Raw genomic sequence first — 24,505 nt, forward strand, 5'->3', positions numbered from 1 at the left:
AAGAAAAAGTGGACACAGGAGGTCCACTTTTTTATTTTAATGTGAATAATGCCAGGTTAACTAAAAACAGGATAACAATCGACTTAAGCCAATCACTTTTTTGAACAGGAACGGGTGCAATAATTGAGCGCTGGGCACTCTCACGGTAGCCGTGAGATGCCATGCCCTGAGCTAAGTTTTCTGCCGAATTAAGCGCAACAAGAATAGCTTTAAAGTATAAAACAGGTGACCAAAAGCTCAAGTAAACGCCCCTCATCATGCCGGCAGTGCGTATTTGTTTAACTGCTTCCTTCATTCTGGGGACGATGTTTAGGGCGGCTAAAACTCCATAGGCAAACTTACTGGGTAAATGAAAATTCTGCTCAAAAGAACGTGCTAATTCCGTGGCAGTAGTTCCTATTGCTACACAGTAGATAGTCAGCGTATAGACGTAAATACGACTTGATAAACTCAGTGCATTTTGCAAATTAGGCTGAGGTGCAAACCAGTATAAAGTAGCAAAAACCGTAAATGCAGCAATTAAGGGCATTAATAAAGTTAAAAGCAGATTCTTCAATTTGATGTGTTTGTAGATTAAATAAATTATGGTAAAAAAGATGATTAAAAGATTGGTTAACAAGCTTGATTTAAGAGATACTTCTATCGAAATAATCAGTGCTAGAAAAAATTTAAAACTGGGATTCATGATTACACCTCATTTATTCACATAGGTTAAATGCTGGTCTTTAAAGATGAGGTGATAGTCACACCAATCTGCCAGATTCCTTAGTTCATGACTAATAATTAAAAGCGTTTGACTACGTGCTTTCTGACTTTCTTTTAATAAAGCCATCACCTTGTTAGCAGAATCCGCATCCAGGCCATTAAGGGGCTCATCAATTAGCAATACATCCTGATCGGAGATCAACATTAGTAAAATTTGCAGCTTCTTTTGTTGCCCGCCAGATAATGAATAAACCACGTGATCGAGCAGTGAATCAAGCTTAAGGGTGGCTAAAGCCTCATTTATTCTGTCATCAGTGAAATAATTATTGGTTCGTTGCTTTTTGCTTAAATTGATTTCATCCGCAACGGAAACGTTGATAAACTGATCGGTCGCATTTTGAAAAATTTGCCCTACTTTAAGGAGATACTTGCGAGCTGATAATTTACTGATTTCCTGCTTGTGATAAGTTAAACTGCCTGCATATGGGATCATTTTGGTCAGTGCGTTAAAAAGTGACGTTTTGCCAACCCCGTTTGCTCCAGTAATAAGAGTAGTTTTACCAGAAAAAATGTTTAGGTGTTCCTGCTGTAAAAGCAAACGATTTTGTGTAACCTCTGTATTTTTGAGTTTAAAGCAAATTTCGTTATTTTCTTCAGGTAAGGCAAAAGTATAAGAAACGGATTCCGTATTTTTTTGCAGCAGTTTTTCTTTTTCACTAGCAGAAAGTTGTACCAAATCTTTACCTTGAAATTGAAACAGGTTATCACAATGGCCTTCATAGTCAGTTAATACATGATCACTTAAAATAATTGTTTTCCCCTGATCGCGCAGGTGAGCTAATTTAGTAATTAAGAATTTGCGAGCGGCTGGATCACAGCTAGCAAAGGGTTCATCAAGTAAAAAAAGATCGACATTCATCGCAACAAGTACAGCTAAAGCAACTCTTTGCTGCTCGCCGCCAGACATGGTATTAATTTTTTGATCAAGCAAATAATCAATCTGTGTAAACTGAACAGCTTCATTCAAGCGCTTTGTATATTGCGATTTATTAAGACGCAAATTTTCAAGTGCAAAAATTATTTCTTCTCGCGGAGTTGTCATCGTAAACTGTTCACTGGCATTTTGAAACATCATAGCCGATTTTAATCCGCCTAAATTAACGCTGCCGCTTAATTGGCCCGCAAATTCCGGATATAAATTTGCTAGAATTTTTAATAATGTAGATTTGCCACAGCCGGTTGGACCAACTAATAATGAAAGTTCTCCAGTGGGAATAGTGAGATTAATATCTGTTAAAATTTTGTTTTGCTTATCGTATGAAAAATTTAGGTTGTTTAATTTAATCAATTTAGTTACCAAAAAAATCGTCAGGACAAAGCCTGACGATGTAAAATCTTTCGTTTTCCCTTCGCTGGCATTATCCAAAGCAGGTTCGACGGGTTTGTTCTCAGCCTTTGCGGGCACCCCGATATTAAATTCATTATACATAAAAGTAAAATAGATGTCTACATTTACTAGTATTCTCTCCTTAATCTAAATAACAAAATTCTATTAGTAAGATGAAATTTTGCTATATAATAAATCTATATATTCTAAAATTTGCATAAGAAGGTGAAATAATGGCAGCTGTTAAACTTGAACAATATTTAGCCAGTATTTTGGATTCAACTAAGTCCGACACTAATGAAGTAAAAATCAAACCTAAAAATATTAATTTTGATTTATTTAGAGTATTTTTGGAAAATCGCAATACTGGAGTTCATCGCTACCAAACTACAGCTTCAACTATTTTATATGAAGCTCGGGGATCGGTAAAAGCCAGAATTAATGATCAGAATTTTTTGCTTAAAGCTGGCAATATCGTGTTTTTACAGAGAAAAAGTAATTATGAAATATTGCAGCAGGGCGAAAATGATATATTAGTTAAGTTGGAATTCAACCGTAATTTTAAGATGCTGGATTTTCTGGGAAACTATTCTGTCATGGATTCACGTGAAAAAAAGGTCTTTAAGGCAATTACTGACGCTTATAATCAAAAACGCTTATTATTTTTGAATGGTACAGCACTGTCTATATCTGCAAACGCACTAAAAAAAGTAATTGATGAATATCTTAATCAGGATCTTTACACCCGTCAGGTAATTTTAGCAGAGTTAAACTTGTTATTAATTGCTGCAGTTAGAAATCAAGATTTAGCGACAACACCTGTGACCAACCATCAATTTGTTCAAACTGATTTAGAAAATTATATTGATGCGCACTTTACTGACATAACACTTAATGACACTGCTAAACATTTTGGCTTTAATCCTAATTACTTTTCAAGTTTGGTTAAACAAAAAACTGGTAAAAGTTTCGTCGAACATGTTGATGAAAGGCGTATGCAAGAGGCGCGAAATTTGCTTGCCCGACCAGATATTTCCGTAAAAGAAATAATTGCACGGGTAGGTTACAGTGGCAAGTCCTTCTTTTATAAAAAATTTAGTGAATATTATCATGAAACGCCAGTCCAAATGCGGGCCGAATTATTTAGACAGGCAAACATCAACTTAAAATAAAAAGCAACCTTGACTAAAAAGGTTGCTTTATTTTATTACATTTTTTCTAAGCGGCTAATCCTGTCAGCTGTTGGCGGGTGACTGTCAAATAAGTGAGCAAAACTGCGCTTTTTACGTACAGGATCTTCAATATACATGCCGGCACTGCTAGGGTCGGCTTTTTTCATGGGCTCGGAACCGTCAATCTTTTCTAAAGCAGAAATCAGTCCTTGCGGGTTGCGAGTTAATTCTACTGAAGAGGCATCAGCCAGATATTCCCGATTTCGCGATAATGCCATTTGCGCTAAACTGGCACAAATAGGACCCAGAATTAACACAAATACAATAGCCACGATCTTAAAAATGACAACAATAGTACCACCATTGTCGTTATCGCTGTCGCGATCATCGTCAATCCACCAAATATAGCGACTGGCAATACCTGATAAATAAGAAATGACACCAACTAATACTGCGGCAATAGTAGAAACTAAAATATCATAGTTTCTAATGTGAGAAATCTCATGACCTAAAACGCCTTCCAGTTCTTCGCGGTTCATCATGTCAAGTAAGCCCTGAGTAACTGCCACAGCAGAATGGTTGGGATCACGTCCGGTTGCAAAAGCATTAGGACTAGGATCATCAATAATAAAAACTCGCGGCATTGGCACCCGACCGACCAGTGCCATATCTTGTACAACGTGCCACAGTTCAGGATTATCTTGCTCATGGACTTCTTGAGCGTGGTTAAGACTCATAACCATGTTGGCCGGGTTAGGCAGGACAATTAACATGTAGATTAAGCTAAAAACCACGGCAACAATTAATCCTAAAACAGGCCGATCACCAAAAAGATAACCAAGTCCTGCCCCTACAAGTGCCAAAATAATGACAAATAATCCCATAATCCCAACGGTTTTACGTTTATTGCTGGCAATTTGTTGAAATAACATAAAAACTGACCTGGTATTTAAAACTTAACTTTAGGTACTTCTTTTTCCGATTCATTAGTTTGTAAGTAGTCAACTTTCTTAAAACCGTGAATGTGAGCAACAATATTAGACGGGAAAGTTAACAACTTTTGGTCGTAAAGTGCAGCAGATGAATTGTAAAGTTGTCTCGAATAGGCAATTTTGTTTTCTGTGTTAGTTAATTCTTCTTGCAGTTTCAAGAAGTTTTGGTTGGCTTTAAGGTCAGGATAGTTTTCTGATAAAGCAAAAATTGATTTAAGTGCATCAGAAATCTGATTGGAAACTTTTAAAGTTTGAGCGTGATCATCGCTGGGAATATTAGTTAACTGATTACGCAACTGCACAACATTTTCCAATGTTTCTTTTTCGTGTTTGGCATAGCCCTTAGTTGTTTCGACTAGGTTGGGAATCAAGTCGTTACGCCGCTTCAGTTGTACATCAATCTGACTCCAAGATTCATCGGTGTATACTTTGGCTTTTTGTAAACTGTTGTAAACTGTAATATAAAGTGCAATTAATAAAACAACAATAATTACAATTACCCAAGTTAAACTATTCATAGTATTCCTCCTTATATGTATCTCTTAATTATAACTGATTAAGGACCTTTTGAATATAAAAAAGAAGCTTATACTATCTTTCATTAGCAAAGCTTTACTAAATTGTATCTTAAATTAATAAAAGTCCCCAGCCTACAACGGTTAAAACAATTAAGCCAATAAACTGCATTACGGACCATTTCTTAAAAAATTCGCTTCTGGAAACTGTCGCATTTTGAGTAAAAGTTTTTAAGACCAGCATATTGGCCATTGAACCGATAGGAGAACCAAAGCCGCCAATGTTAGAACCTAAAAATAGTGCTTCAGCGTAAGGAGTAAACTTACCAACTAAAATAGTCGCAGGAACATTGCTGATAATCTGACTGGAGATAATCGAAGTGAAGTAGGTTGAGCTTTCCGAATTAATCATCGTATGAATGATGCTGACAATCATCGGGATCTGTTGAATATCACTAATGAAGATGAAGAAACAGGTAAAGGTTAATAGCAAAGCAAAATCAACTTTGAGCAGAATTCTGGGATTGATTAATAAGGCTAAGATAATCGCAACAATCATTGGAATTGCCACATTAATGACCTTAAATACCCCTAAGAAAAATAGGGCAAATACTGCTGTAGTAATGATTGTCGGTCTTAAACTGATATTAATCTGTTTAATATCTTGTCTGGGAATTTTTTTACGAGGGATAAAGTAGAAAATAATAAACGTAATGACTAACGCCATTAATAAATAGGGCAAAGACCAGGAGAAAAACTGCAGAGCACTAACAGAATATTTACTGACCAAAAAGATATTGTGGGGATTGCCCCAAGGAGTAAAGGCCGCCCCAATGTTTGCGCCCATTCCAATTAGAGTGACAGGTAAAATTTGCGGAAGGTTACATCTTTTGGCAATATTTAAATACAGGGGAATCAATGTAAGCGCTGTTATGTCATTGCCAAGAAACATCCCGGCAATAATCGCTAGAAGCGTAAACAAAATGTTTAATTTCTGCATATTATCGGCAATACTGGTCAGTTTATACGCCAGCACGTCTAACACGTGCAAGTAAGCGTATATTTGAATAATGATTAGCATCGCGGCGACTGAAAAAATCGTATGTAAGTTGATATCCTCAAGCCGCGGCCTAGCAAAAAAAAGACTGATAATCGTTATTACAAAAGTAATCTGCAGGATTTTATCACTAAAAACCTTTTTCAAGACGGTCATAAAATGTCCCCTTTCACAAGTTATAATCATCTATAATCGCTATATACATTTTGACCTTTTTTTTTGTTATACGCAATAATAAATTTTTCATGGTGAAAAGCACTTTTACTATAAACATAATTTTTGACACTATAACTTAATATATCCTATACTTGAGAAAATTGCTAAAGATTAGGAGGAAATATTAAAATGAGTAATTCCGAATCAGTTAAGATGAATATTAAAGCAGGTGCTGCTGAGAAAATCAAGAAAAGTGTGCAAGACGGACAAGTTGTTTTGCTTTCATTAAATGACGGCTCCAACAAATATTCTAACATTGCCGGTAGCTGTGCTGCCGGGACTCGTTTTCAATTTGTAGTATTGGATAAGCAAGATCCAGATTTTGCAATTAAAGTTGAAAATAATGCCGGCTTAGACTTATATACCAGTCCAGCAGAAATGCAATATTTAGGCAATGATTTAGTAGTAGATGAAAAAAATGCTGCAATCAGTTTGGCAGATGATAGTGGCGTAATTGATGCTGCCATGACAGTTAGTGAAAATAATTAGTGTATTTAACTAATAATATGTACTCAAAAATCACTTTATTTTTAGCGTTCCAAAATGGAGCGCTTTTTATTTTAAATGGTAAAAGATAATGGCGCAATATCAGCAAATCTTGCTTCAAAAAGTCCTAAGTGTTAAACTATATAAGATTTTCGAAAATCTTGAAAGGAAGTATAGTACTATGCGTAAAGGTGAAAATTACAACACTGGTTGTGAACCAAACCAAAGACCTAAGAACAAGAAGAACGGCAAGAAACGTGTTGCGCACGTGGCAGCAGTTGTTGCTTTCTTGAACAAGGCCAAAGCAGACGAAAATAAATAGTTTGTTTTTAATTAAGACTAAAAGGTGGATGAAACTTTCGTCCGCCTTTTTTTATTGCTCTAAATTGAGTAGAATTAGATTAATGATACATACATTTTGCTCTAAGGAGAATGCTTAAAAGTGAAGTTTCAATGCAGCGCGTGTGGATTGCGCATAAATGCCAAACATTTTAAACAAACGGGTCTGATTAATCCTAAACTGACCAGTATTTGCGATCTATGCATTCAAAGAGGAGAAAAGCCGGAAGACTTTGCCAATATTGCGGTTAATGTTTTTGCACAATGCCTACTGTTTACTTTTGTAGGAAAAGATGAAGTCGCAGATAATTCAACATTTTTGGTTGCTAAAAATGACCTGCGTAAGCGCTATGAGGCTTTTATTCAGGATTATGATGGGAATGAATTAGCCCAGCAACAACTATCAGCACATAATTTTAACCAGGCAGTAATTGACAGCGAGACAGGTCAAACTGACTTTGTGCCCAGCAGCGAATTTACTTTTGCCGAAAATCTGAGTAAATTAGGATTAACCGTCGACTTTAAACTCAATGAAGTGGATTATATTGACCGTGAGCGCATTCGCGCTAAATACCATTATCGCTGCCAATATTGCGGCAGGCGCGGACGTAGCGTCGATCACAAAGACCCAGTTTCACTGTCACATAATAATGATTTTGACAACCTGATTTTATCCTGCACGGAATGCAATCGCATCAAGTCCAACATGCCGTATAAATTATTTGTCAGTTTAAATAATGAAATTCCTGAAGTTAACCGAAAACTGGTCAAATATGAAGACGCTCTTGCTACTTTGAAGGGTGAATTTGAGGAAAGACGACGCGAATTAGCCGCTAAAATGCACCTGAAGGGTGTTGTTAATGATCCTGAACTTGACCAGATCCGTAAGCAAAACAAAAAACTGCAGGATGCAATTGATAGCCTGGAGAGTGATTATACTGACTTGCGTTCTTTACGCGAGCAGCACTTTATGACTGGCTGGAAACTAGCGCAAGTAAACGCAAAAGAAGATATTATTTAACTTTTAAAAGGCTTACAATGAAATTAAGAGGAAAAGGAGGTCAAAAAATGAAGTCAACTAAATTCAAGCAAAATATTTTAGCAAAAATGAGTATCAGTACGGTTGCCGCAGTCTTGGGCATGATGAGTGGCGCTAATCTGATCCAAAATGTTTTGGCAGATTCTGCTGCACCTGCTGCTAACAATCAAACTGCAAAAAAAGCACCGACTGCAACCAGTACTGTCAATAATCAGCTGGGCTTTTGGACTGGCACGGATGGCAGCTGCACGTGGCAATATGATGTCCTTACTAATACTCTGACTATCAGTGGTGCTAAAGGAGCACAATTGTCAAGTACACCTTTTACCAAAGAATTCAAATGGGCTGGAAGTATTGAGCATATCGTTTTTGAAGGTCCGTTTAAGTTACCTGCAAATTCAAAACAAAAATTTGCCAATTTGAGATATTTGTCTGATATTAAGGGTTTAGAAAACGCTGATACTAGTGATGTAACCAATATGTCTGGTTTATTTGCCGGTGATACAAAACTTACTAGTTTAGATATTAGTAATTTTAATACTGATAAAGTTACAGATATGAGTAACATGTTCAACAGATTAGGTATGGATAATGCTACTGCTACAGCAATAGATTTGAGTAAATTGAATACCGCAAATGTAACCACTATGAACAACATGTTTGCGGCAGCCAATTTTAAAAAGCTGGATTTAAAAAATTTTAATACTAGCAAAGTAACCGATATGGCAAATATGTTTTCCAGTTCCAAGGCAGAAACAATTAATGTAGCTAACTTTGATACCAGTAAAGTACAAAATATGAGCGGAATGTTCGATAATTGCATGATTAAACAGCTCGACTGCTCAGGCTTTAATACCAAAAACGTAACGGACATGAGCAGCATGTTTTCTCATAGTAGGAACATAACAACTCTAAACTTGAACAATTTTAATACTAGTAATGTCCAAAATATGAAAACTATGTTTTTTGGGGATTCAAATCTGACCAGTTTGGATTTGAGTAATTTTGATACTAGTAAAGTAACTAATATGTCAGGCATGTTTTCAAACGATACAGCATTAAAACAACTTAATTTAACGGGCTGGAATACTGCCAATGTTACTGATATGAGCACTATGTTTGCCGGATTAAAGAATATCGTCAGTTTAAATATTAAGCACTTTAATACTAGCAAGGTAACTGATATGTTTAGCATGTTTAACGGTGCTGAAAATTTAACTGATTTTGATATTAGTCATTTTGATACCAGCAAGGTAACTAATACCAGCTATATGTTTTCTGGTATGAAAAAAATAACCAGCATAGATTTAAGTCATTTTAATACTAAGTCTAATACGACCTTGTTAGGCATGTTTAGTGATGATGACAATTTAAAGACGGTTAATTTGAAAGGCTGGAATACCAAACGGGTCAGAAGTATGAGTCGCATGTTTAAAAACGACCCGCAGCTGGTCAATATTAATTTAAGTCATCTTAAAACTAATAGTCTCACTGAAGCATATGAGATGTTTAAAAATGATCGGAATCTCAAAACTGTTGATTTACATAATTGGAACACCCGCAAATTAACTGAAGTAAGTGAGATGTTTGCTCAATGTCCTAATCTTACTAATGTTAATTTACACGGCTGGCACATGCCTAAACTAACTGATTCGACAGATATGTTTATGCAGGACAAGAAATTAGCAGGGGTTGATCTGACTAATTTTAATATTCATAACAGCAGGATTTTAAATCAGGCAGGCAATCCAAAAGGGTTTGCTGTGAAGCTGGGCCACTACCGTTTGCGTAAAAGTTCAGGTGTAGGTCAAGGATTTAAGCACATTCAAGCTGTAGGCAAAGGAACAATTAGAAAACCGAAAGGCAAAAAATATACTACAAAGCAATTATTTAAGCTGTATAATCACTCTGCCAAAAAGAGCCCTAGAGAAACCTATGTCATGTATAACGGTAAAAAACCACAGTTACCAAAATCATTTCATTTTTGATTTTTAGTAAAATAAAAGGATTAGCTCATTGATATGACCTCCAAATTTAGGACAAATTTGAGAGTTCACATCACATTTCAGAACTAATCCTTTTTAGTTTGTCTTTTTAGTAAACTTTAGGCAAATTCAGGGAAGTTTAAAGTTTTTATCTGTGTTTTAGTGGTTTTTAACAACCAGATTGCCTGGTCTACTTGCGCCAGTGTCGCTTTGCTCGACCGTAAGACAACAGCAGCATTAGCTAAAGCATAGTCATAGCTCTGCATAAGTGCATCATAATGGACACTCTCGTTAATAGTTTGCTGTCCAGAGTCAAAGTCTTTCTGGAGCTTCACTTTATCGCTGTCGGTTGCTACTTTTTGTTTCTGCTCAGCTGCTAACGAAGTGTTTACAGGAGAAAGTTTTATGCCCCTGCTAAATTTCACATCACTTGCTTTAACGAAACTGTTAACTGCTATTATTTTTTCACTGGTGGTTAGAGTGATTGGACCATATTTTTTGTCAGTCGCTGGAGCCTTTAGTTGTGTGCCATCATTATTGATAAGGGCTTTTCTGTCTAAATTGTTACTCAGAAGGTGATAATACAACTCCGTTTTGTTTGTAGCCGCATTCCAAATATAGAATAAGCCGTCAACATTAAAGTCAGACTGCTTTGCAGTATTAAAACTAATTCCAACGGGTTTTCCTGTGGCGTCATAAAGCTTAACGTTTGCAGTAGTCTTTGCAGTAACAAAACTATAGGTTAAATCAGAGTAGTCGGTCGTTGGTAAGTAATTTCTCAGGTTGATACAGTTTTCATCTATGTATTCATCATGATGATTATGCAGGCGGAAAATATAGCCTTCAAAATCTTCTGCCCAAGGTTCAACAGCCAAATCAACTTTTATTTTCTGACCCTTTTTTAAAATATGTTTGGTTTTCATTTCGTTTAAAGTCTGAGTTGCTGTCTTTTTAAGAACGATGGCCGTTGTAACCCCATTGTAAGTTAAAGGATAACCATCTAAACTTGCAACATTATAGGCTTTGACATAGCGATTTTGACCAATAGCATAATAATTTTTTCCTTTAATTTTTGTGAGTGGCAGATAGTAAATATGCTCATTATTATCTGATTTAAAGTATTTACTATAATAGTATTTTGGTCTTGACTTAACTTGTTTAACTTTGCCCTGATACTTAACAATAGCGCGCTTAGGTAAAGTATGGCCAGTCTTGTTACCGGCTTTAGTATAAATAGCTGATTTCTGTAATAAAACCAATTTGCCCTTTTTGCTGTTCTTACCATTGACTTCTTTAATATCCGCCGTACTAATGTAGCAACCATCACCAATATTATAGAATTTTTGTCCATTAATTATTTTGGTGGCGTAATATTGCATAACATCTGCATTAAATCCTGGAATGTACTTATAGCCATTGGCATCATCTTCAGCATAAGGCACATATTTGTTCTTGTTTTTAATTTTGTGACCATATTTATTATAAAGATGGGCATCATAGATTAACGTGATTTTACCCTTTGCGGTCTTTTTACTGCTTTTGGCAGCTGCAACTGTCTGTATTTGATTGCAATTTACTAAAAAAGGTGTGACGACTAATGCCAAAGCCGTGATCGCCAAACAGATTTTTTTGGTTAATTTCATGATTTACCTCCTTACTAATCCTTTCTACTAAATTTATTATAACCTAATATAGGTGCAGCAATACATGTCTTACGATAAATGAATAAAAGGCTGACAAAGTTTAACTTAAGTTTCAAATCATTAATAAGTTTTAAGCAAAAAACCCGTATAATTAGGGTAAGAGAAAAGAGGTATCAAGATGAAGCTTCCAAATTTAATCAAGTTTGAAAAAACTGGGATAGGGATTGCAACAATGGCATTAGGTTTAGTCGTAACGGTGCAAACAAACGAAAATGTAGCTGCTGCAACGGAAACTCCTGCTGTTGTCCCAATTAGTGCGACAGGTTTGCCATCTGATGCCGGACTGTGGACTGGCACTGATGGCAGTTGCACATGGCAATACGATGTTATTAGTAGAACTCTGCGGATTAGTGGCGCGCAAAAAAGCAGTCAATTATCCAGCACACCATTTTTAAAGCAGTTTAAATGGTCTGGCAATATTGAGCATATTGTGTTTGAAACACCAGTTCAAATGGCTCCGAATTCGGCAGAAAAGTTTTCCGGTCTTGAGTATTTGGAGGATATTACGGGCCTCGACAAAGTTGATACTAGTCAAGTGACAAATATGGCTTTGCTTTTTACTAATGACAAAGCTCTAACTAAAGCTGATGTGAGTCACTTTGATACCAGCCAAGTGACTAGCATGGAACGAATGTTTGACAACACAGCCTTAACAGAAGTAGATTTGAGCAGTTTTAATACAAACAAAGTCACAAATATGAGCGGTATGTTTAGAAACAGCCCGATGAAACATCTTAATTTGAAAAGTTTTGCTACCAGCCATGTGACCGATATGGCAGAGATGTTTGCGGATAGCGATGTGGCAGAGCTTGATCTGGCTAATTTTGATACCGGTAATGTCACTAACATGTCTGGTATGTTTGCTAGAGTAAAGGTTCCTGAACTAAATCTTAAGCACTTTAACACCAGCAAAGTTACTAATCTGTCCGATATGTTTTCCAGTACCCCAAATCTGTCAAGTCTTGATCTGAGTAGTTTTGATACCAGCCAAGTGACAAATATGGCGGAAATGTTTAGGGGTAGCACTGTTACTCACTTAAATTTGGCTAATTGGGACACCAAAAATGTCACCAGTATGAAAAATATGTTCCAAGGGTGTTCTAATTTAACTAAACTTGACTTAAGTGGCTTTAATACCAGTAATGTTACAGATATGTCTGGTATGTTTGCAAAATTCGCCCATTTGGATCAGCTAAATTTCGGTCACTTTGATACGAGTAAAGTTAAAGATATGAAAGAAATGTTCGCGTACAATCCAGCTGTTACTAGTTTGGATTTAAGTAGTTTTGATACCAGCAACGTTACTAATATGATCTCGCTGTTTTCTGGAGACAGCTCTTTGGCTAAACTCAATTTAACGGGCTGGAATACCAAGAACGTACGCTGGATGAATTCAATGTTCAGTGGCGACAGCAGTCTAAAAGACATTGACTTGAGGCACTTTAATACTGCCAAAGTTACTGATATGCTTAGGATGTTTAAAGGTACAAAAAGTCTTGAGCACCTTGACCTGCATACTTGGGATACACGTCAGGTTACCAGGGTCAGCGAAATGTTTATGAACTGTGATAATCTTGTTTTTGTTGATTTGCGTGGCTGGCAGTTACCAAAAGTGTATGATTCAACGGAAATGTTTACTAATGATCAGAAACTCGCTGGAGTTGATCTAAGTCATTTTAACATTCATAACAGTCAGATTTTGCTCAACGCCGGTAATCCCAAAGGCTTTGTTGTCAAACTCGGTCATTACCGCTTACGTAAGAGTTCGGGAGTAGGCAAAGGCTTTAAACATATCCAAGCTGTTGGCAAAGCCAAAAGGCAAAAAATATACTGCAAAACAATTGCTAAAACTGTATAACCATTCGGCTAAAAAGAGCCCCAAGGAAACATATGTCATGTATAATGGCAAAAAACCGCAACTGCCTAAGGGGTTCAAACTTAAATAGATAAGACAAAAAAGGCTAGTTCGTTTTAAGTACGAATTAGCTTTTGCTAGTATTTCTTTTTTATCTTCCATATTGTTACCTCCATTATATTCAATTAACAGAGATAAATATGGTTATTTTAATTTACCTTCATCCATTAATTTATCATCACGCTCTTGAAGCTTCTTATTATGTGCTTCGTATCCTTTATCAGATAAATCTTTATTAAACTTATAGCCACGTTTCTTTAAATCTTTAATATCATTTTGAACTTTCTTTTTATAATCACTTGGATATTTGCGATAATATTTATAATCTAATGTATAATTACTATATAATGTACTATCAATCCAACCACCATGAGGTTGAGAAGGTTTTACAGGTTTTGGCTTAAGATCTCCAGAAGGTTTAGTTGTAGGAACATCTTTCCTAATTTGTCTCTTTAGCCACTTAATTTCAGCGTTAAGATAATTCTTGAAAGTCTTGGCATACTTAGTTTTATAATTTTTAAAATGCTTCAAGGTCTTCTTGTAAAGGGCTAATTTTTTAGTCTTATTCGTTAACTTCTGCCCCTTCTTGACGTTCTTATTGAAATAATTATTTGCTTTCTGATGGCGTTTTGACCAGGTCTTCTTAGTCTTGTGGATATTGGTCTTAGGCTCGGGATCATTATCTTGGATAGGTTGGGAAATTGGTTCAGCTACAGGAGTTTCAGTTTTATCTATTGCACTTGTATCTGGATTGTTTGTATTAGTGTTAGTATTAGTATTTGTTTGATTAGTTGCAGCGACATCTGCTAAAACAGCTGAAGCTTGACTAATAACTGGCGCTAAAACGGTAATACCCGCGACAGCTGCAACAATAATATTTTTATGTAATTTCACTTTGGTTTACTCCTTTAAATTTGATTTCAATATCCTTTATCGTTAGGCTGGTCATCACGTTTTGTCAGTTTATAGCTATTTTTTAATAACTAATAAATCAGCATTAAACTGATAGTCTCGTTTTTGCCAGGCTCTACATATTGTCTATTATATTTGCTTGGACTATTTTTGTAAAACTAATATTGCTCTGACCAGTAGCCATTTAATCACCGGGAGGGGTAGACATAGTTGTCAGCTGCTTTTTAGCAGTTTTAACGTACCAGACAGCTTCATCTACCTGTGTGACAGTTGCCTTATCAGACCTTAACATAGCAGAAGCGTTTCTTAAGGCACAATCATAGTTAGACATGAGATTATCATAGGCGCTATTTTGTGCTATATCTTTTCCTTCGTTAAAAAGTGTGAGCAGTTCCTGCTTATCAGCTCCTGTCGCAATCTTTTGCCCATTTTCAGCCTGCTCAATCGTATTCAGTGCTTTTAGCTTTAACCCGCTGACGTATTTCACATCATTCACCTTAATAAAGTTATTGCCATAGATTAGTGCTTGCTTTTTTGCAGGGTAAGTTGGTTCTGAATTTGGCACCGGGTTTGGTTGGTTGGCATCAATCACACTAGCGTCACTGTAATTTAAACAATGATAAAACAGTTCCGCCTTATTTTCCTCAGGTACCCAGAGATACATTATGCCATCAACTGTTAGATTACTGTATTGCGGCTTTATAATACGTTTACCAATTGTCTTGCCAGATGTGTCATAAAGTTCAACGCTGTTGTCTGTCACTGGCGTAACGTAAGTATAAACTAAGTCGCGATAGTCAATGATAGGCAAATTCTTTTTCAATTTAACATCATCTTCATCAACATATTCATCCGGATAGTCGTGCAGTCTGTAAAGATAACCCTCAAAGCCATCATTTTGGTAAGGAATAACAGTTAAATCAAGTTTAATCTTCTGTCCTTTTTTCAGTTTACGTTTAACGGCAGAATAATTTACCGTTATGCTGGCGGTGTTCTTAAGAACAGTCGCTGACGAAACACCGTTGTAGCGAGCAATGTGACCGTTAATATAGCCGACGTTGGCTGCTTTAATGTAACTGTTATGTCCTAAAGAGTAAAAATATTTTCCTTTTATTTTGTGGGCAGGTACGTATTTGGGCTGGAAGTACCTTGCGACATCCTTAAGGTAGTAAAAATATTTGGGTGTTTTAGTAGCAGTCTTAGCTTTTCCCTGGTACTTAACAACTGTATTAGTTCTTAGTTTCTTTCCCGTTGTTTTGCCAGTCTTGGTGTAAATCAGTGCATCGTGTTTGATAGTCAATTTACCTTGTGTGATATTGCGCCCATTGACTTTTAAAACATTAGCACTATTAATATAATAGTTATGCCCCAAGTGGTAAAACTTTTGTCCGTTAATTTTTTTAGTGCCGTAGTAGGGATAATTGGTTCTACTGTCGTCATCATAAACTATCATTTCTGTAGTCAAATAGCCCTTGGGATCAGTGCTAAAGCCGTTAGGAATGTTATAGCTATGTGTACTCTGATTTTGCTTCAATTTTATTTTATGGCCTAACGGGTTGTAAACATAATCACTCTCAAGCAGCGTGACTTTTCCTTTGGCTTTCTGAGCTGCTTCTACTGTTTGGGGGTTAGCGGTATATGGCAAAAATAGAGTGGTGGATAGAGCCAGGGCTGTTAAGCCAATGCCAACTTTCTTGAAAAATTTCATTTTATGACCTCACAAAAAATCGCTTAAGTTAATATCATTGTACCCTAAACTGATATTTAAAATGGTTTTATTATATAAATTACCTAAACTTTTGCGTGGCTTTCAATATTTTCGCGTGATTTAGTTAGTTTTCAAATTAAGCAATAAAAATAGAGTTAAACCACTCTTATTTGGTGGACTAACTCCATTTTTTTAATTTAACTCCATTCAGCGAAGTTTAAAGTACTTAATTGAATTTTGGTTGTGTCAAGTAGCCAAATTGCCTGCTTTACTTGAGCAATCGTTGCTTTTGGAGATTGTAAAACAGAAGAAGCAATCATCAAAGCATTATTATAATTACTTACTGCACTTTGTTGCTCACACTTAACATTCTTGTTATTCTTATTTTCCTCAAATTTTCTTTGTAATTCTTGCTTATCCTTATCTGTTGCTACTTTCTGATCGTTCTCAGCATCTTTAGCAGTATTGAGAGGGGTAAGTTTAATTCCACTGGCAAAAGTAACATCACTAGCTTTGACAAAGCTGTTAGTATAACGCATCTTATCTTCTGTCGATTCAATTAGTTTATTGTTTTTATCAAACTCTGGTTTTTTAAGGTCAGTGCCGTCGTTATTAACAAAATAGTTTCTGTCTATTCTGTAGGTTAAAAAGTGATAAAACAGTTCTGCTTTGTTTTCGCTAGGTACCCATAAGTAATAAAGACCATCAACGGTCAAGGGGTTTTGCTTACGGTTCCTGTAACTGATACCTGTTGGAGTACCGTCAAAATTATAGAATTTAGTATTTGTCGTAGTATTAGGTCTTACATAGGTGAATGTAAGTTCATCGTAACTTGATGTTGGCAAATAGTTTCTCAATTTAATGTAACTTTGACCAACATATTCGTTAGGATAATCGTGCAGGCGATAGATATAGCCTTCAAAGTCTTCTGCCCAAGGCTGGACCGCTAAATCAACTTTAATTTTTTGGTCCTTTTTTAGAACGTGTTTAGTAGAATCATTGGTTAATGTTTGAGTTGTCGTCTTTTTGAGAACAGTGGCATAGGTAACGCCATTATACATAAGAGGATACCCATCTATGCTGTCAACGTTATTTGCTCTAATATAACGATTTTTCCCTATTGCATAACAGTCTTTACCATTAACTGTTTCTGTCGGCAAATAATAAAAGGTTGCCTTTTGCTCAGAAACGTTAAATTTTGCAAAGTAATATTTTTGCTTGGATTGAGTTTGCTTAACCTGACCCTGATAGTTAACGACTGATTTAACTGGTAGAGTCTTGCCTTTTAGTTTACCGGTTTTAGTATAGATCGCAGATCTGTGATTCAAAACCAGCTTACCGGTCTTAGAGCTCTTGCCGTTAACGTTATTGACATCACCGTCATTAATATATTCTCCTTGACCAATTTTATAGTATTTTTGCCCATTAATCATTATTGTGCCGTAATAATCTAAGGAGTCGACATCAAAAGAAGAAACATAGCAGAAACCATTAACATCTGCTTCAATTACAGAATAATTCCCGTTTTTTCTTGCTTTAAGTCTTTGACCATATTGATTATATACGGGTGCGTCATTGACTAAAGTAATTCTGTTTTTAGCTAGTTTTTGTGTTTTTGGCGCAGCTTGCACTGTTTGAATATGATTTAGACTTGGTAGCAGTGGACTAGTTGTCAACACTGTTGCGGCTAAGCCAATACCAATTTTTTTGAAAAATTTCATATCTTTACCTCACTATATGTGACTTTATACCCAATATAATTATAACGCAAACTAGTTAGTAAAATCAGAGCAAACAGATGTTCATTTGTTTTTGCTAGCGGACAAATACTTGTATAATTAGGTTAGTAAGTATCTAGAAGTAAATAAAGAAGATGTAATGATGAAGCAAGAATCATTATTTGCAAACAGTGGGCAAAATGAGCCTTTGGCTAACCGCGTACGTCCCCAAAATCTAGATCAGTTTGTGGGACAAGAACAGCTGCTGGGACCGGGAAAAATTTTGCGAGAAATCATTGATAATGACCAGGTTTCCTCAATGATTTTTTGGGGACCACCGGGAGTCGGCAAAACGACTTTGGCTGAAATAATTGCCCGGCAGAGTCAAGCGAGCTTTTTTAATTTTAGTGCGGTTGACAGCAGCATTACTAAAATTCGCAAAATTATGAAGCAGGCTGAAGCAGAACACGAAGTGGGGCAAAAAACGCTGGTATTTGTAGATGAAATCCATCGTTTTAATAAAGCACAACAAGATGCTTTTTTACCCTATGTTGAACGTGGCAGTATCACGTTAATTGGCGCCACGACCGAAAATCCTTCCTTTGAAGTTAATTCGGCGCTGCTTTCACGCTGCAAGGTTTTTGTCTTAAAACCACTTGAAGTCAAAGATATTATCAAGTTATTGCAAAATGCTTTGCAGAACCCTAATGGTTTTGGCAAATTAACCGTCAAAATCAGTGAGCAGGAGATTAAAGCCATTGCCAAATTTGCTAATGGTGATGCTCGGACGGCTTTAAACACGCTGGAGATGGCAGTTTTAAACGGTCATAAAACTGGCAATACGATTGCTGTGACTATGGAAAGTCTGGGGCAATTAATCACTCAAAAGTCGGTCTTGTATGATAAAGACGGAGAAGAACACTACAATATCATCTCCGCTTTGCATAAATCGATGCGTAACAGCGATGTAGATGCGGCAATTTATTGGCTATCACGGATGCTTGAAGGGGGAGAAGATCCACTTTATATTGCACGCAGACTAGTGCGCTTTGCCAGTGAAGATATTGGCTTGGCAGATACTAATGCGCTGAATGTAGCGGTCAACGTCTTTCAGGCTTGTCAATTTATAGGGATGCCGGAATGTGATGTGCATTTGACGGAAGCTGTGATCTATCTGTCGCTTGCACCAAAGTCAAACGCAGTTTATAAAGCTAGACTAGCTGCTGAAGAAGATGTTAAGAAGACGATTGATGAACCAGTACCTTTGCAAATTCGCAATGCCCCGACTAAGTTAATGAAAGATTTAGGCTATGGTAAAGGTTACCAGCTGGCGCATTATGCTAAAGACAAGTTAACGACAATGAAAACTATGCCACCGAGTTTAGAGGGACACGAATATTATTTGCCAACCTCGCAGGGTCATGAAGACCGCTTTAAAAAGAGGTTGGAGCAGATTAAAGAATGGCACAGAAAACACGATGATTAAGCATACACTGCTATTTGAGCATCAACTAAAAAGCGGGCAAGCCAAAAATTGAATGGTTTGCCTGTTTTTGTGCTCTTTCTTTTCTGTGGCGATATTTATTTAAATTCATTATTTGACAAAAAGCATGTTGCCTGAAGCCCACATGATGTAAAAAAACAGAATAACACTAATTATTAGAGCTAATAGCCAACCCAAAACCAAACTTATAATAAAGGTAATATGTTTGTGTTGAAAAAATGTTGTCAATACTTCCGCCAAAGCTGATAGTAGCAGGCCTAAGGTGCAAACGCTTAAATCAACAGATTTGAAAAACGGTATGATTAAAACCAACAAGAATGCGCCTAATACAATAAACCATAAATATTTATAGCCATGATCTATTAGCAGTTGTTCTTTCATCGTAGTCTGGTTTTTGATCATTATTAATAGCTCCAATCATGATATTGCCAAGATTTATTATGCACAAAGCAATATTAAATTTATCACAGATACCAACTTTTCTATGTCTCTCTGAATTTTTTTAGATACAAAAAAGCAGTTTTAATTTAACTTAAAATTTCAGTTATACCTATGATAATAATAACTTATAGGTTAGTACATAACTATTAAGATGTAAAGTGAGTAATTAAAAATAAATTAAAGTAAATTTATTGCTAAATATTATGAAATAAGCGCAGCATTTTCTATGATTTAGCTGCAATTACTGATTAGACTATTGATTAACTTTATATTTCATTTATAATTATAAATTATACAATAATTAAAAAATTCAAAAAAGAAAGGTTATAGGAAATGAGATGAAAATGAAATTAGCAAGAGCCGCTTTACTATTGTTATGTTCATTTGGAATGGCGCTTTTTTTCTCCAATAAGCCGAATTTTAACTTAATATGGTCAATTAGTGCGTTCATCATGACAATAATTGCTACAGCTTGGTTTGAAGTAAAAGAAGATACATTTATTGACCAAGTCGAAAATGATTTAATTTACTGTATGGTATTACAAGGTGCACCTATTAGTTTTGAAACTTTATATTTGTTAAATATGACAGATGAGCAAGAAGACCACCCGTTATTGATACTCTTGATTGTTGTTTTAAATTTAATCTGTGTGTTCTTATTTGACTATTTAATTAATCGAGTTAAATTATACAAAGTTGAAGATAAAAATGATTAGAATTTAACATAATTTGCGTACCAGGCTATTAAAATGCTTGGTGCTTTTTTTCTAGCATAAAGTTCGTCAGACTATTTGATATATACAGTTTTCTCAGCTCGCTCTTCCGATAGCTTTTTTAGTTTAGAGTAGTAAAAGCTACGAGCCTTTATTCGATAAAAATTGCGTCAGTCTTGTAAATATAATTTGCAATTTACAAGGTAGCGACATTAATAATATACTTAAATAAAGTAGCAGTGTATGCATAATAACAAGCGATTATATGAATATAGGCAAAAAATGAGTAGTACATCAGTGATAGAAAACGTAGAAATTAACGGCACTAAACTTTATTTTTCAATTAGTTCAAAGCAAGGTCAGAAACCAATCATTTTATATTTGCATGGTGGACCGGGCGATGCCTGCATCCCCTTGACCAAAAAGTTTAATAGTGAACTAGAAGATCATTTTATCTTTGTCAATCTGGAACAAAGAGGCAGCGGGCTATCGTATTACAAATTTTCACCTGAAGAAAACTTGTCTATTAATACCATCTTGGCAGATATTCATCAGTTTGTGCTTTATTTATTAAAACGGTTAAAACAAGATAAATTGATTATCATGGGTCATTCTTGGGGTACGGTTTTAGGACTCTATTTTATTCAAATGTATCCAGACCTGGTTACGCAATATATCGGAATAGGTCAAGTCGTTAATATGAAAAAGAATATTGCTTTACAAAAAGCTTTTTTACGAACAAAAATGAAAAACACTGCCAAACTTGACCAACTTGATTTTGCTCACAAACCAATTGATGCCAGCCTGAAATTAACTAAAATGATTGTAGCTTATGGCGGCTCAATCTACGGCGCTAAAAACTACCGTAAATTAATTTGGCCTTTTATATCTGCCAAAGATTATTCTTTTAAAGACTTAATTCATCGTTTGCAAGGCTCGAAGCAATCAATTCAATATTTCTGGGAAGAACTAATGGACGTTAATTTCGAAAATATCCTGCATTTTGCCGTTCCCATCACTTTCTGTGAGGGCAGGCATGACCATCATGTGTCCTCGCAGTTGGCTGCAGAATATGCTGCTAAAATTACTAGTCAGTGCAAATTGATTTGGTTTGACCATTCTGGGCATTTCCCGCAGTGGGAGGAGCCAACTAAATTTAATCAGGAAATTACTATGCTTTTAGAGTCACAAGCAAACTAAAAACTGGCAACTCACATTATTAACAAGGCGAGTTTACCAGTTTTTTTGTTTAATTAGACTTTATTAGCTATTCTGAAAATTACTTAAAAACTTCGCGGTTTTTTCATTTTGCGGGTGATTGAATAACTGATCAGGTTTACCTTGTTCAGTAATTACACCGTCGCTGATGAAAAACATTTGATCGGAAATCTCTTTCGCAAACGCCATTTCGTGGGTTACGATAATCATCGTTAAACCTGTAGTGGCTAGGTTCTTCATAACGCTTAAAACTTCACCGACCATTTCTGGATCTAAAGCACTAGTAGGCTCATCAAATAACAGAATTTCAGGATCCATACAGATAGCACGGGCAATCGCGACCCTTTGTTGTTGTCCACCAGAAAGTTGGCTTGGTCTGGCATTAACGTATTGCTCCATGCCTACCTTTTTCAAATTTGCCAGCGCAATTTGACGTGCTTCGTCTTTTGAGCGTTTTAATACCAACTCTTGACCTACCATACAATTGGCTAATACATTCTTGTTTTCAAATAAATCAAATTGTTGGAAAACCATGCCGACTTTTGCCCGGTAAATATTGCGATTGTAGTTTGGCGCCAAAACATTTTTGCCGTGAAAATCAACTTCACCAGCAGTGGGTTCCTCAAGCAGGTTGATGCAGCGCAAAGTTGTTGATTTACCACCACCTGAAGGTCCGATAATTGTGGCAATCTCACCTTTGTTTATATCAAAAGAAATATCTTTCAAAACTTGGTGTTCACCGAATGTTTTCTTGATGTGCTTTAAACTTAAAATAGTTTCGTTTGATTCAGTCATTAGTTCTTAGCCTCCATGTCTTTTGGTGTGCCAACTTGAACTTGGTTTGCCATTAAGTTGTAATTCTTACTTCCTTGGAGGTGTTTTTCAATTAAGTTGAATATTCTGGTAATGGTAAAGGTCAAGATGAGGTAGATAGCAGAAATTGTTAAATAAGTTGGGAAGAACTTAAATGTCTGACTCGCAATTGTTGAACCTACGAAGAACAACTCGGATACTGAGATGATGCTCAAAACTGAGGTATCCTTGATATTAACGATAAATTCGTTAGTAATTGAAGGCAAGCAGTTCTTGATTGCTTGTGGCAAAATAATATGCCACATTCTTTGATTATGAGTCATTCCCAACGCGCTGGCTGCCTCAAACTGACCTTCGGGTGTAGAAATAATTCCTCCCCTAATGATTTCGGCTAAATATGCTCCAGTGTTAATGGAAACAATGATTAGTGCGGCGACAGTTCTGTCAATGTTCAGGTGCCAGAATTGGGCAATACCATAGTAAATAACAGCAGCTTGAACCATCATTGGCGTACCCCGGAAAATTTCAATATAAACTGAAAGCAGCCAGTTGACGAACTTGAGCAGCCATCTTTTACCACCGGTTGTTGGTGTAGGAATAGTTCTCACAATACCAACGGCCAATCCAATAAAAAAGCCCGCTATGGTACCTACAGAAGCTAGAAGAAGCGTCATGCCGATACCATTTAAGATCATGCCGCCATATTGGCGCCACATAGATACTAACCAAGGCTCTGACTTAGCCTTTTTGCCTTTTTTATTATTATCAGTTTTAGGCTGCTGCTTGACAGCTTCAGTCATTAATCTGACTCTTTTTGCTTGGGGAATAGTAGCTAATATTTGGTTAACGCTCTTAAGCAGTGCCTTGTTGGGCTTGGCAATTCCGATTGAAGTGACAGATTCTTCTTTAGTAGCGTGGAAACCAGCCATTTTGCTGACAGGAATTGACTTAATATCAGGGTCAACCATCTTAAAGGAAGTTGATTCAGTGTCTTCGGCAACATAACCGTCAATAGTGCCAGAAATTAAACTTTGCCTCATTGCCGCAAAATCGCGCATAGCTGGTTGCCTCTTAGCACCCTTTAACTGCTTGATCAGATCATAGTGGAAAGTACCTTGTTGTGCTGTTAATTTAGCACCCTTAAAGTCGGTCAGCTTTTTAGCGTTGGCATATCTGCTGTTAATCTTGGTAATTACCACAAAAGTACTGTTTCTATAAGGCTTAGAGAAATTAATGGCCTTTTCACGTTCAGCTGTTGGGCTCATGCCGGCAATAATCAAATCAGCTTTGCCACTGGTCAAAGCGGGCAGTAAACCATCCCATTCAGTCTTAACAACTTCTACTTTTCTATTTAATTTTTTACCAATAATTTTTGCGATCTTGACATCATACCCATTGGCGTATTCTTTCGAGCCTTCAATTGGCACAGCACCATTGGCATCATTAGTCTGTGTCCAATTGTACGGCTGATAATTAGCTTCCATGGCGACTTTTAGTGTACCGTCATCTTTTTTGGCGTTAACTTCATTCAGACTAAAATTAGCCCCAATGCCCAAACAGGTGGACAGGGCAACTAAGGTAGCCAGCCACTTAAATCTTGACTTCATTTTGAAAACCTCCACAAAATATGTTTCAAATAAAGCCAATACAATAAAAGCGTAAACAAAAACCTCGCTGTTAGTCAAAAACAACGAGGTTATAATCCATTTTTTGAACAAATCATATAGCGCTCCCTGGAGATGAACCAGGACAGTCTGCAAAATATTCTCTTGCAGCCCAACAAAAAGATTGAAACGAACAATATTCTTGTTTCGGCAGTAATTCTTGCGCTAATCTTCAAAGTGTTCGCTCACTCAGATTAGTTTCGTAACAACCGCGACCTCTATTGCATTGGAAATTATTTAACTTAGAAAAATAATAGGCTATTAAGAGTGACTTGTCAATAACTTTATTTAAAAAATATTTTA

At 36.3% G+C, this 24,505-nt stretch carries 21 protein-coding genes and 2 riboswitches; of the genes, 9 read left to right on the forward strand and 12 right to left on the reverse strand.

Features of this window, described 5'->3' with window-relative positions; translation table 11 throughout:
- Positions 1-31 precede the first annotated feature (31 nt).
- Together AAA926_RS08085 and AAA926_RS08090 are read right to left on the reverse strand one after the other, a co-directional pair.
- Positions 32-685, reverse strand: coding sequence for an energy-coupling factor transporter transmembrane component T family protein (locus AAA926_RS08085; protein WP_338212295.1), 654 nt, complete (start codon positions 683-685; stop codon positions 32-34).
- A gap of 9 nt (positions 686-694) precedes the next feature.
- The gene (locus AAA926_RS08090; protein WP_338212296.1) at positions 695-2,053 is read right to left on the reverse strand and encodes an ATP-binding cassette domain-containing protein; all 1,359 of its coding nucleotides are present in this window, start codon (positions 2,051-2,053) and stop codon (positions 695-697) included.
- A 39-nt stretch (positions 2,054-2,092) separates the two neighbouring features.
- A riboswitch (TPP riboswitch) is annotated at positions 2,093-2,184 on the reverse strand.
- A 141-nt stretch (positions 2,185-2,325) separates the two neighbouring features.
- Here AAA926_RS08090 and AAA926_RS08095 point away from each other — a divergent pair.
- Positions 2,326-3,264, forward strand: a complete 939-nt coding sequence (locus AAA926_RS08095; protein WP_338212297.1) for an AraC family transcriptional regulator — start codon at positions 2,326-2,328, stop codon at positions 3,262-3,264.
- Positions 3,265-3,299: 35 nt separating this feature from the next.
- On the opposite strand, the gene htpX is transcribed toward AAA926_RS08095, so the two are convergent.
- The 3 genes from htpX to AAA926_RS08110 all read right to left on the reverse strand — a co-directional run bounded on the left by htpX (position 3,300) and on the right by AAA926_RS08110 (position 5,984).
- Positions 3,300-4,196 (reverse strand): zinc metalloprotease HtpX, encoded by an 897-nt coding sequence (gene htpX / locus AAA926_RS08100; RefSeq protein ID WP_338212298.1) that lies wholly within the window; start codon positions 4,194-4,196, stop codon positions 3,300-3,302.
- A 17-nt stretch (positions 4,197-4,213) separates the two neighbouring features.
- Positions 4,214-4,774, reverse strand: a complete 561-nt coding sequence (locus AAA926_RS08105) for a LemA family protein (protein WP_034980895.1) — start codon at positions 4,772-4,774, stop codon at positions 4,214-4,216.
- 109 nt (positions 4,775-4,883) lie between these two features.
- Positions 4,884-5,984, reverse strand: a complete 1,101-nt coding sequence (locus AAA926_RS08110; protein ID WP_198180171.1) for an SLC13 family permease — start codon at positions 5,982-5,984, stop codon at positions 4,884-4,886.
- Between the two features lie 189 nt (positions 5,985-6,173).
- Between AAA926_RS08110 and AAA926_RS08115 the strand changes: the two genes are divergently transcribed.
- The 4 genes from AAA926_RS08115 (at position 6,174) to AAA926_RS08130 (ending at position 9,896) form a co-directional block, all read left to right on the forward strand.
- Positions 6,174-6,533: an iron-sulfur cluster biosynthesis family protein gene (locus tag AAA926_RS08115; RefSeq protein WP_198180172.1), complete on the forward strand. Its 360-nt coding sequence runs from the start codon at positions 6,174-6,176 to the stop codon at positions 6,531-6,533.
- Between the two features lie 178 nt (positions 6,534-6,711).
- Complete coding sequence (locus tag AAA926_RS08120; protein ID WP_090094091.1) at positions 6,712-6,852, forward strand: hypothetical protein; 141 nt, start codon at positions 6,712-6,714, stop codon at positions 6,850-6,852.
- Between the two features lie 120 nt (positions 6,853-6,972).
- A complete protein-coding gene (locus tag AAA926_RS08125; protein WP_198180173.1) occupies positions 6,973-7,890 on the forward strand; it encodes an HNH endonuclease in 918 nt (305 codons plus the stop codon).
- A gap of 47 nt (positions 7,891-7,937) precedes the next feature.
- The gene (locus tag AAA926_RS08130; RefSeq protein ID WP_198180174.1) at positions 7,938-9,896 is read left to right on the forward strand and encodes a BspA family leucine-rich repeat surface protein; all 1,959 of its coding nucleotides are present in this window, start codon (positions 7,938-7,940) and stop codon (positions 9,894-9,896) included.
- Positions 9,897-10,012: 116 nt separating this feature from the next.
- Here the strand turns inward: AAA926_RS08130 and AAA926_RS08135 are convergent, their stop codons facing one another.
- Positions 10,013-11,536 carry an SLAP domain-containing protein gene (locus AAA926_RS08135; protein WP_198180175.1) on the reverse strand — a complete coding sequence of 508 codons (1,524 nt, stop codon included), beginning with the start codon at positions 11,534-11,536 and terminating at the stop codon, positions 10,013-10,015.
- A 178-nt stretch (positions 11,537-11,714) separates the two neighbouring features.
- Between AAA926_RS08135 and AAA926_RS08140 the strand changes: the two genes are divergently transcribed.
- Entirely contained in the window at positions 11,715-13,454 is a 1,740-nt protein-coding gene (locus AAA926_RS08140) for a BspA family leucine-rich repeat surface protein (RefSeq protein WP_338212299.1), read from the forward strand.
- Positions 13,455-13,655: 201 nt separating this feature from the next.
- On the opposite strand, the gene AAA926_RS08145 is transcribed toward AAA926_RS08140, so the two are convergent.
- The 3 genes from AAA926_RS08145 to AAA926_RS08155 all read right to left on the reverse strand — a co-directional run bounded on the left by AAA926_RS08145 (position 13,656) and on the right by AAA926_RS08155 (position 17,852).
- The gene (locus tag AAA926_RS08145; protein WP_338212300.1) at positions 13,656-14,405 is read right to left on the reverse strand and encodes a hypothetical protein; all 750 of its coding nucleotides are present in this window, start codon (positions 14,403-14,405) and stop codon (positions 13,656-13,658) included.
- A gap of 202 nt (positions 14,406-14,607) precedes the next feature.
- Positions 14,608-16,131, reverse strand: coding sequence for an SLAP domain-containing protein (locus AAA926_RS08150; RefSeq protein ID WP_338212301.1), 1,524 nt, complete (start codon positions 16,129-16,131; stop codon positions 14,608-14,610).
- 197 nt (positions 16,132-16,328) lie between these two features.
- Positions 16,329-17,852 carry an SLAP domain-containing protein gene (locus AAA926_RS08155; RefSeq protein WP_338212302.1) on the reverse strand — a complete coding sequence of 508 codons (1,524 nt, stop codon included), beginning with the start codon at positions 17,850-17,852 and terminating at the stop codon, positions 16,329-16,331.
- Between the two features lie 160 nt (positions 17,853-18,012).
- Here AAA926_RS08155 and AAA926_RS08160 point away from each other — a divergent pair, with 160 nt between their 5' ends.
- The gene (locus AAA926_RS08160; RefSeq protein WP_338212350.1) at positions 18,013-19,335 is read left to right on the forward strand and encodes a replication-associated recombination protein A; all 1,323 of its coding nucleotides are present in this window, start codon (positions 18,013-18,015) and stop codon (positions 19,333-19,335) included.
- 108 nt (positions 19,336-19,443) lie between these two features.
- On the opposite strand, the gene AAA926_RS08165 is transcribed toward AAA926_RS08160, so the two are convergent.
- The gene (locus AAA926_RS08165) at positions 19,444-19,755 is read right to left on the reverse strand and encodes a hypothetical protein (RefSeq protein ID WP_338212303.1); all 312 of its coding nucleotides are present in this window, start codon (positions 19,753-19,755) and stop codon (positions 19,444-19,446) included.
- Positions 19,756-20,138: 383 nt separating this feature from the next.
- Here AAA926_RS08165 and AAA926_RS08170 point away from each other — a divergent pair, with 383 nt between their 5' ends.
- On the forward strand, positions 20,139-20,510 hold the full coding sequence (locus tag AAA926_RS08170) for a hypothetical protein (RefSeq protein WP_338212304.1): 372 nt from the start codon (positions 20,139-20,141) through the stop codon (positions 20,508-20,510).
- A gap of 294 nt (positions 20,511-20,804) precedes the next feature.
- A complete protein-coding gene (locus tag AAA926_RS08175) occupies positions 20,805-21,707 on the forward strand; it encodes an alpha/beta fold hydrolase (protein ID WP_338212305.1) in 903 nt (300 codons plus the stop codon).
- A gap of 63 nt (positions 21,708-21,770) precedes the next feature.
- Here AAA926_RS08175 and AAA926_RS08180 read toward each other — a convergent pair whose 3' ends face one another.
- Positions 21,771-22,520, reverse strand: a complete 750-nt coding sequence (locus AAA926_RS08180; RefSeq protein WP_338212306.1) for an amino acid ABC transporter ATP-binding protein — start codon at positions 22,518-22,520, stop codon at positions 21,771-21,773.
- A complete protein-coding gene (locus tag AAA926_RS08185) occupies positions 22,520-24,145 on the reverse strand; it encodes an ABC transporter substrate-binding protein/permease (RefSeq protein ID WP_338212307.1) in 1,626 nt (541 codons plus the stop codon). The genes AAA926_RS08180 and AAA926_RS08185 overlap by 1 nt, the downstream gene beginning before the upstream one ends.
- A 109-nt stretch (positions 24,146-24,254) precedes the next feature.
- Positions 24,255-24,431: riboswitch (Lysine riboswitch) on the reverse strand.
- Positions 24,432-24,505: the final 74 nt, after the last annotated feature.

This window comes from Lactobacillus juensis (assembly GCF_036246285.1).
Classification (GTDB): domain Bacteria; phylum Bacillota; class Bacilli; order Lactobacillales; family Lactobacillaceae; genus Lactobacillus; species Lactobacillus juensis.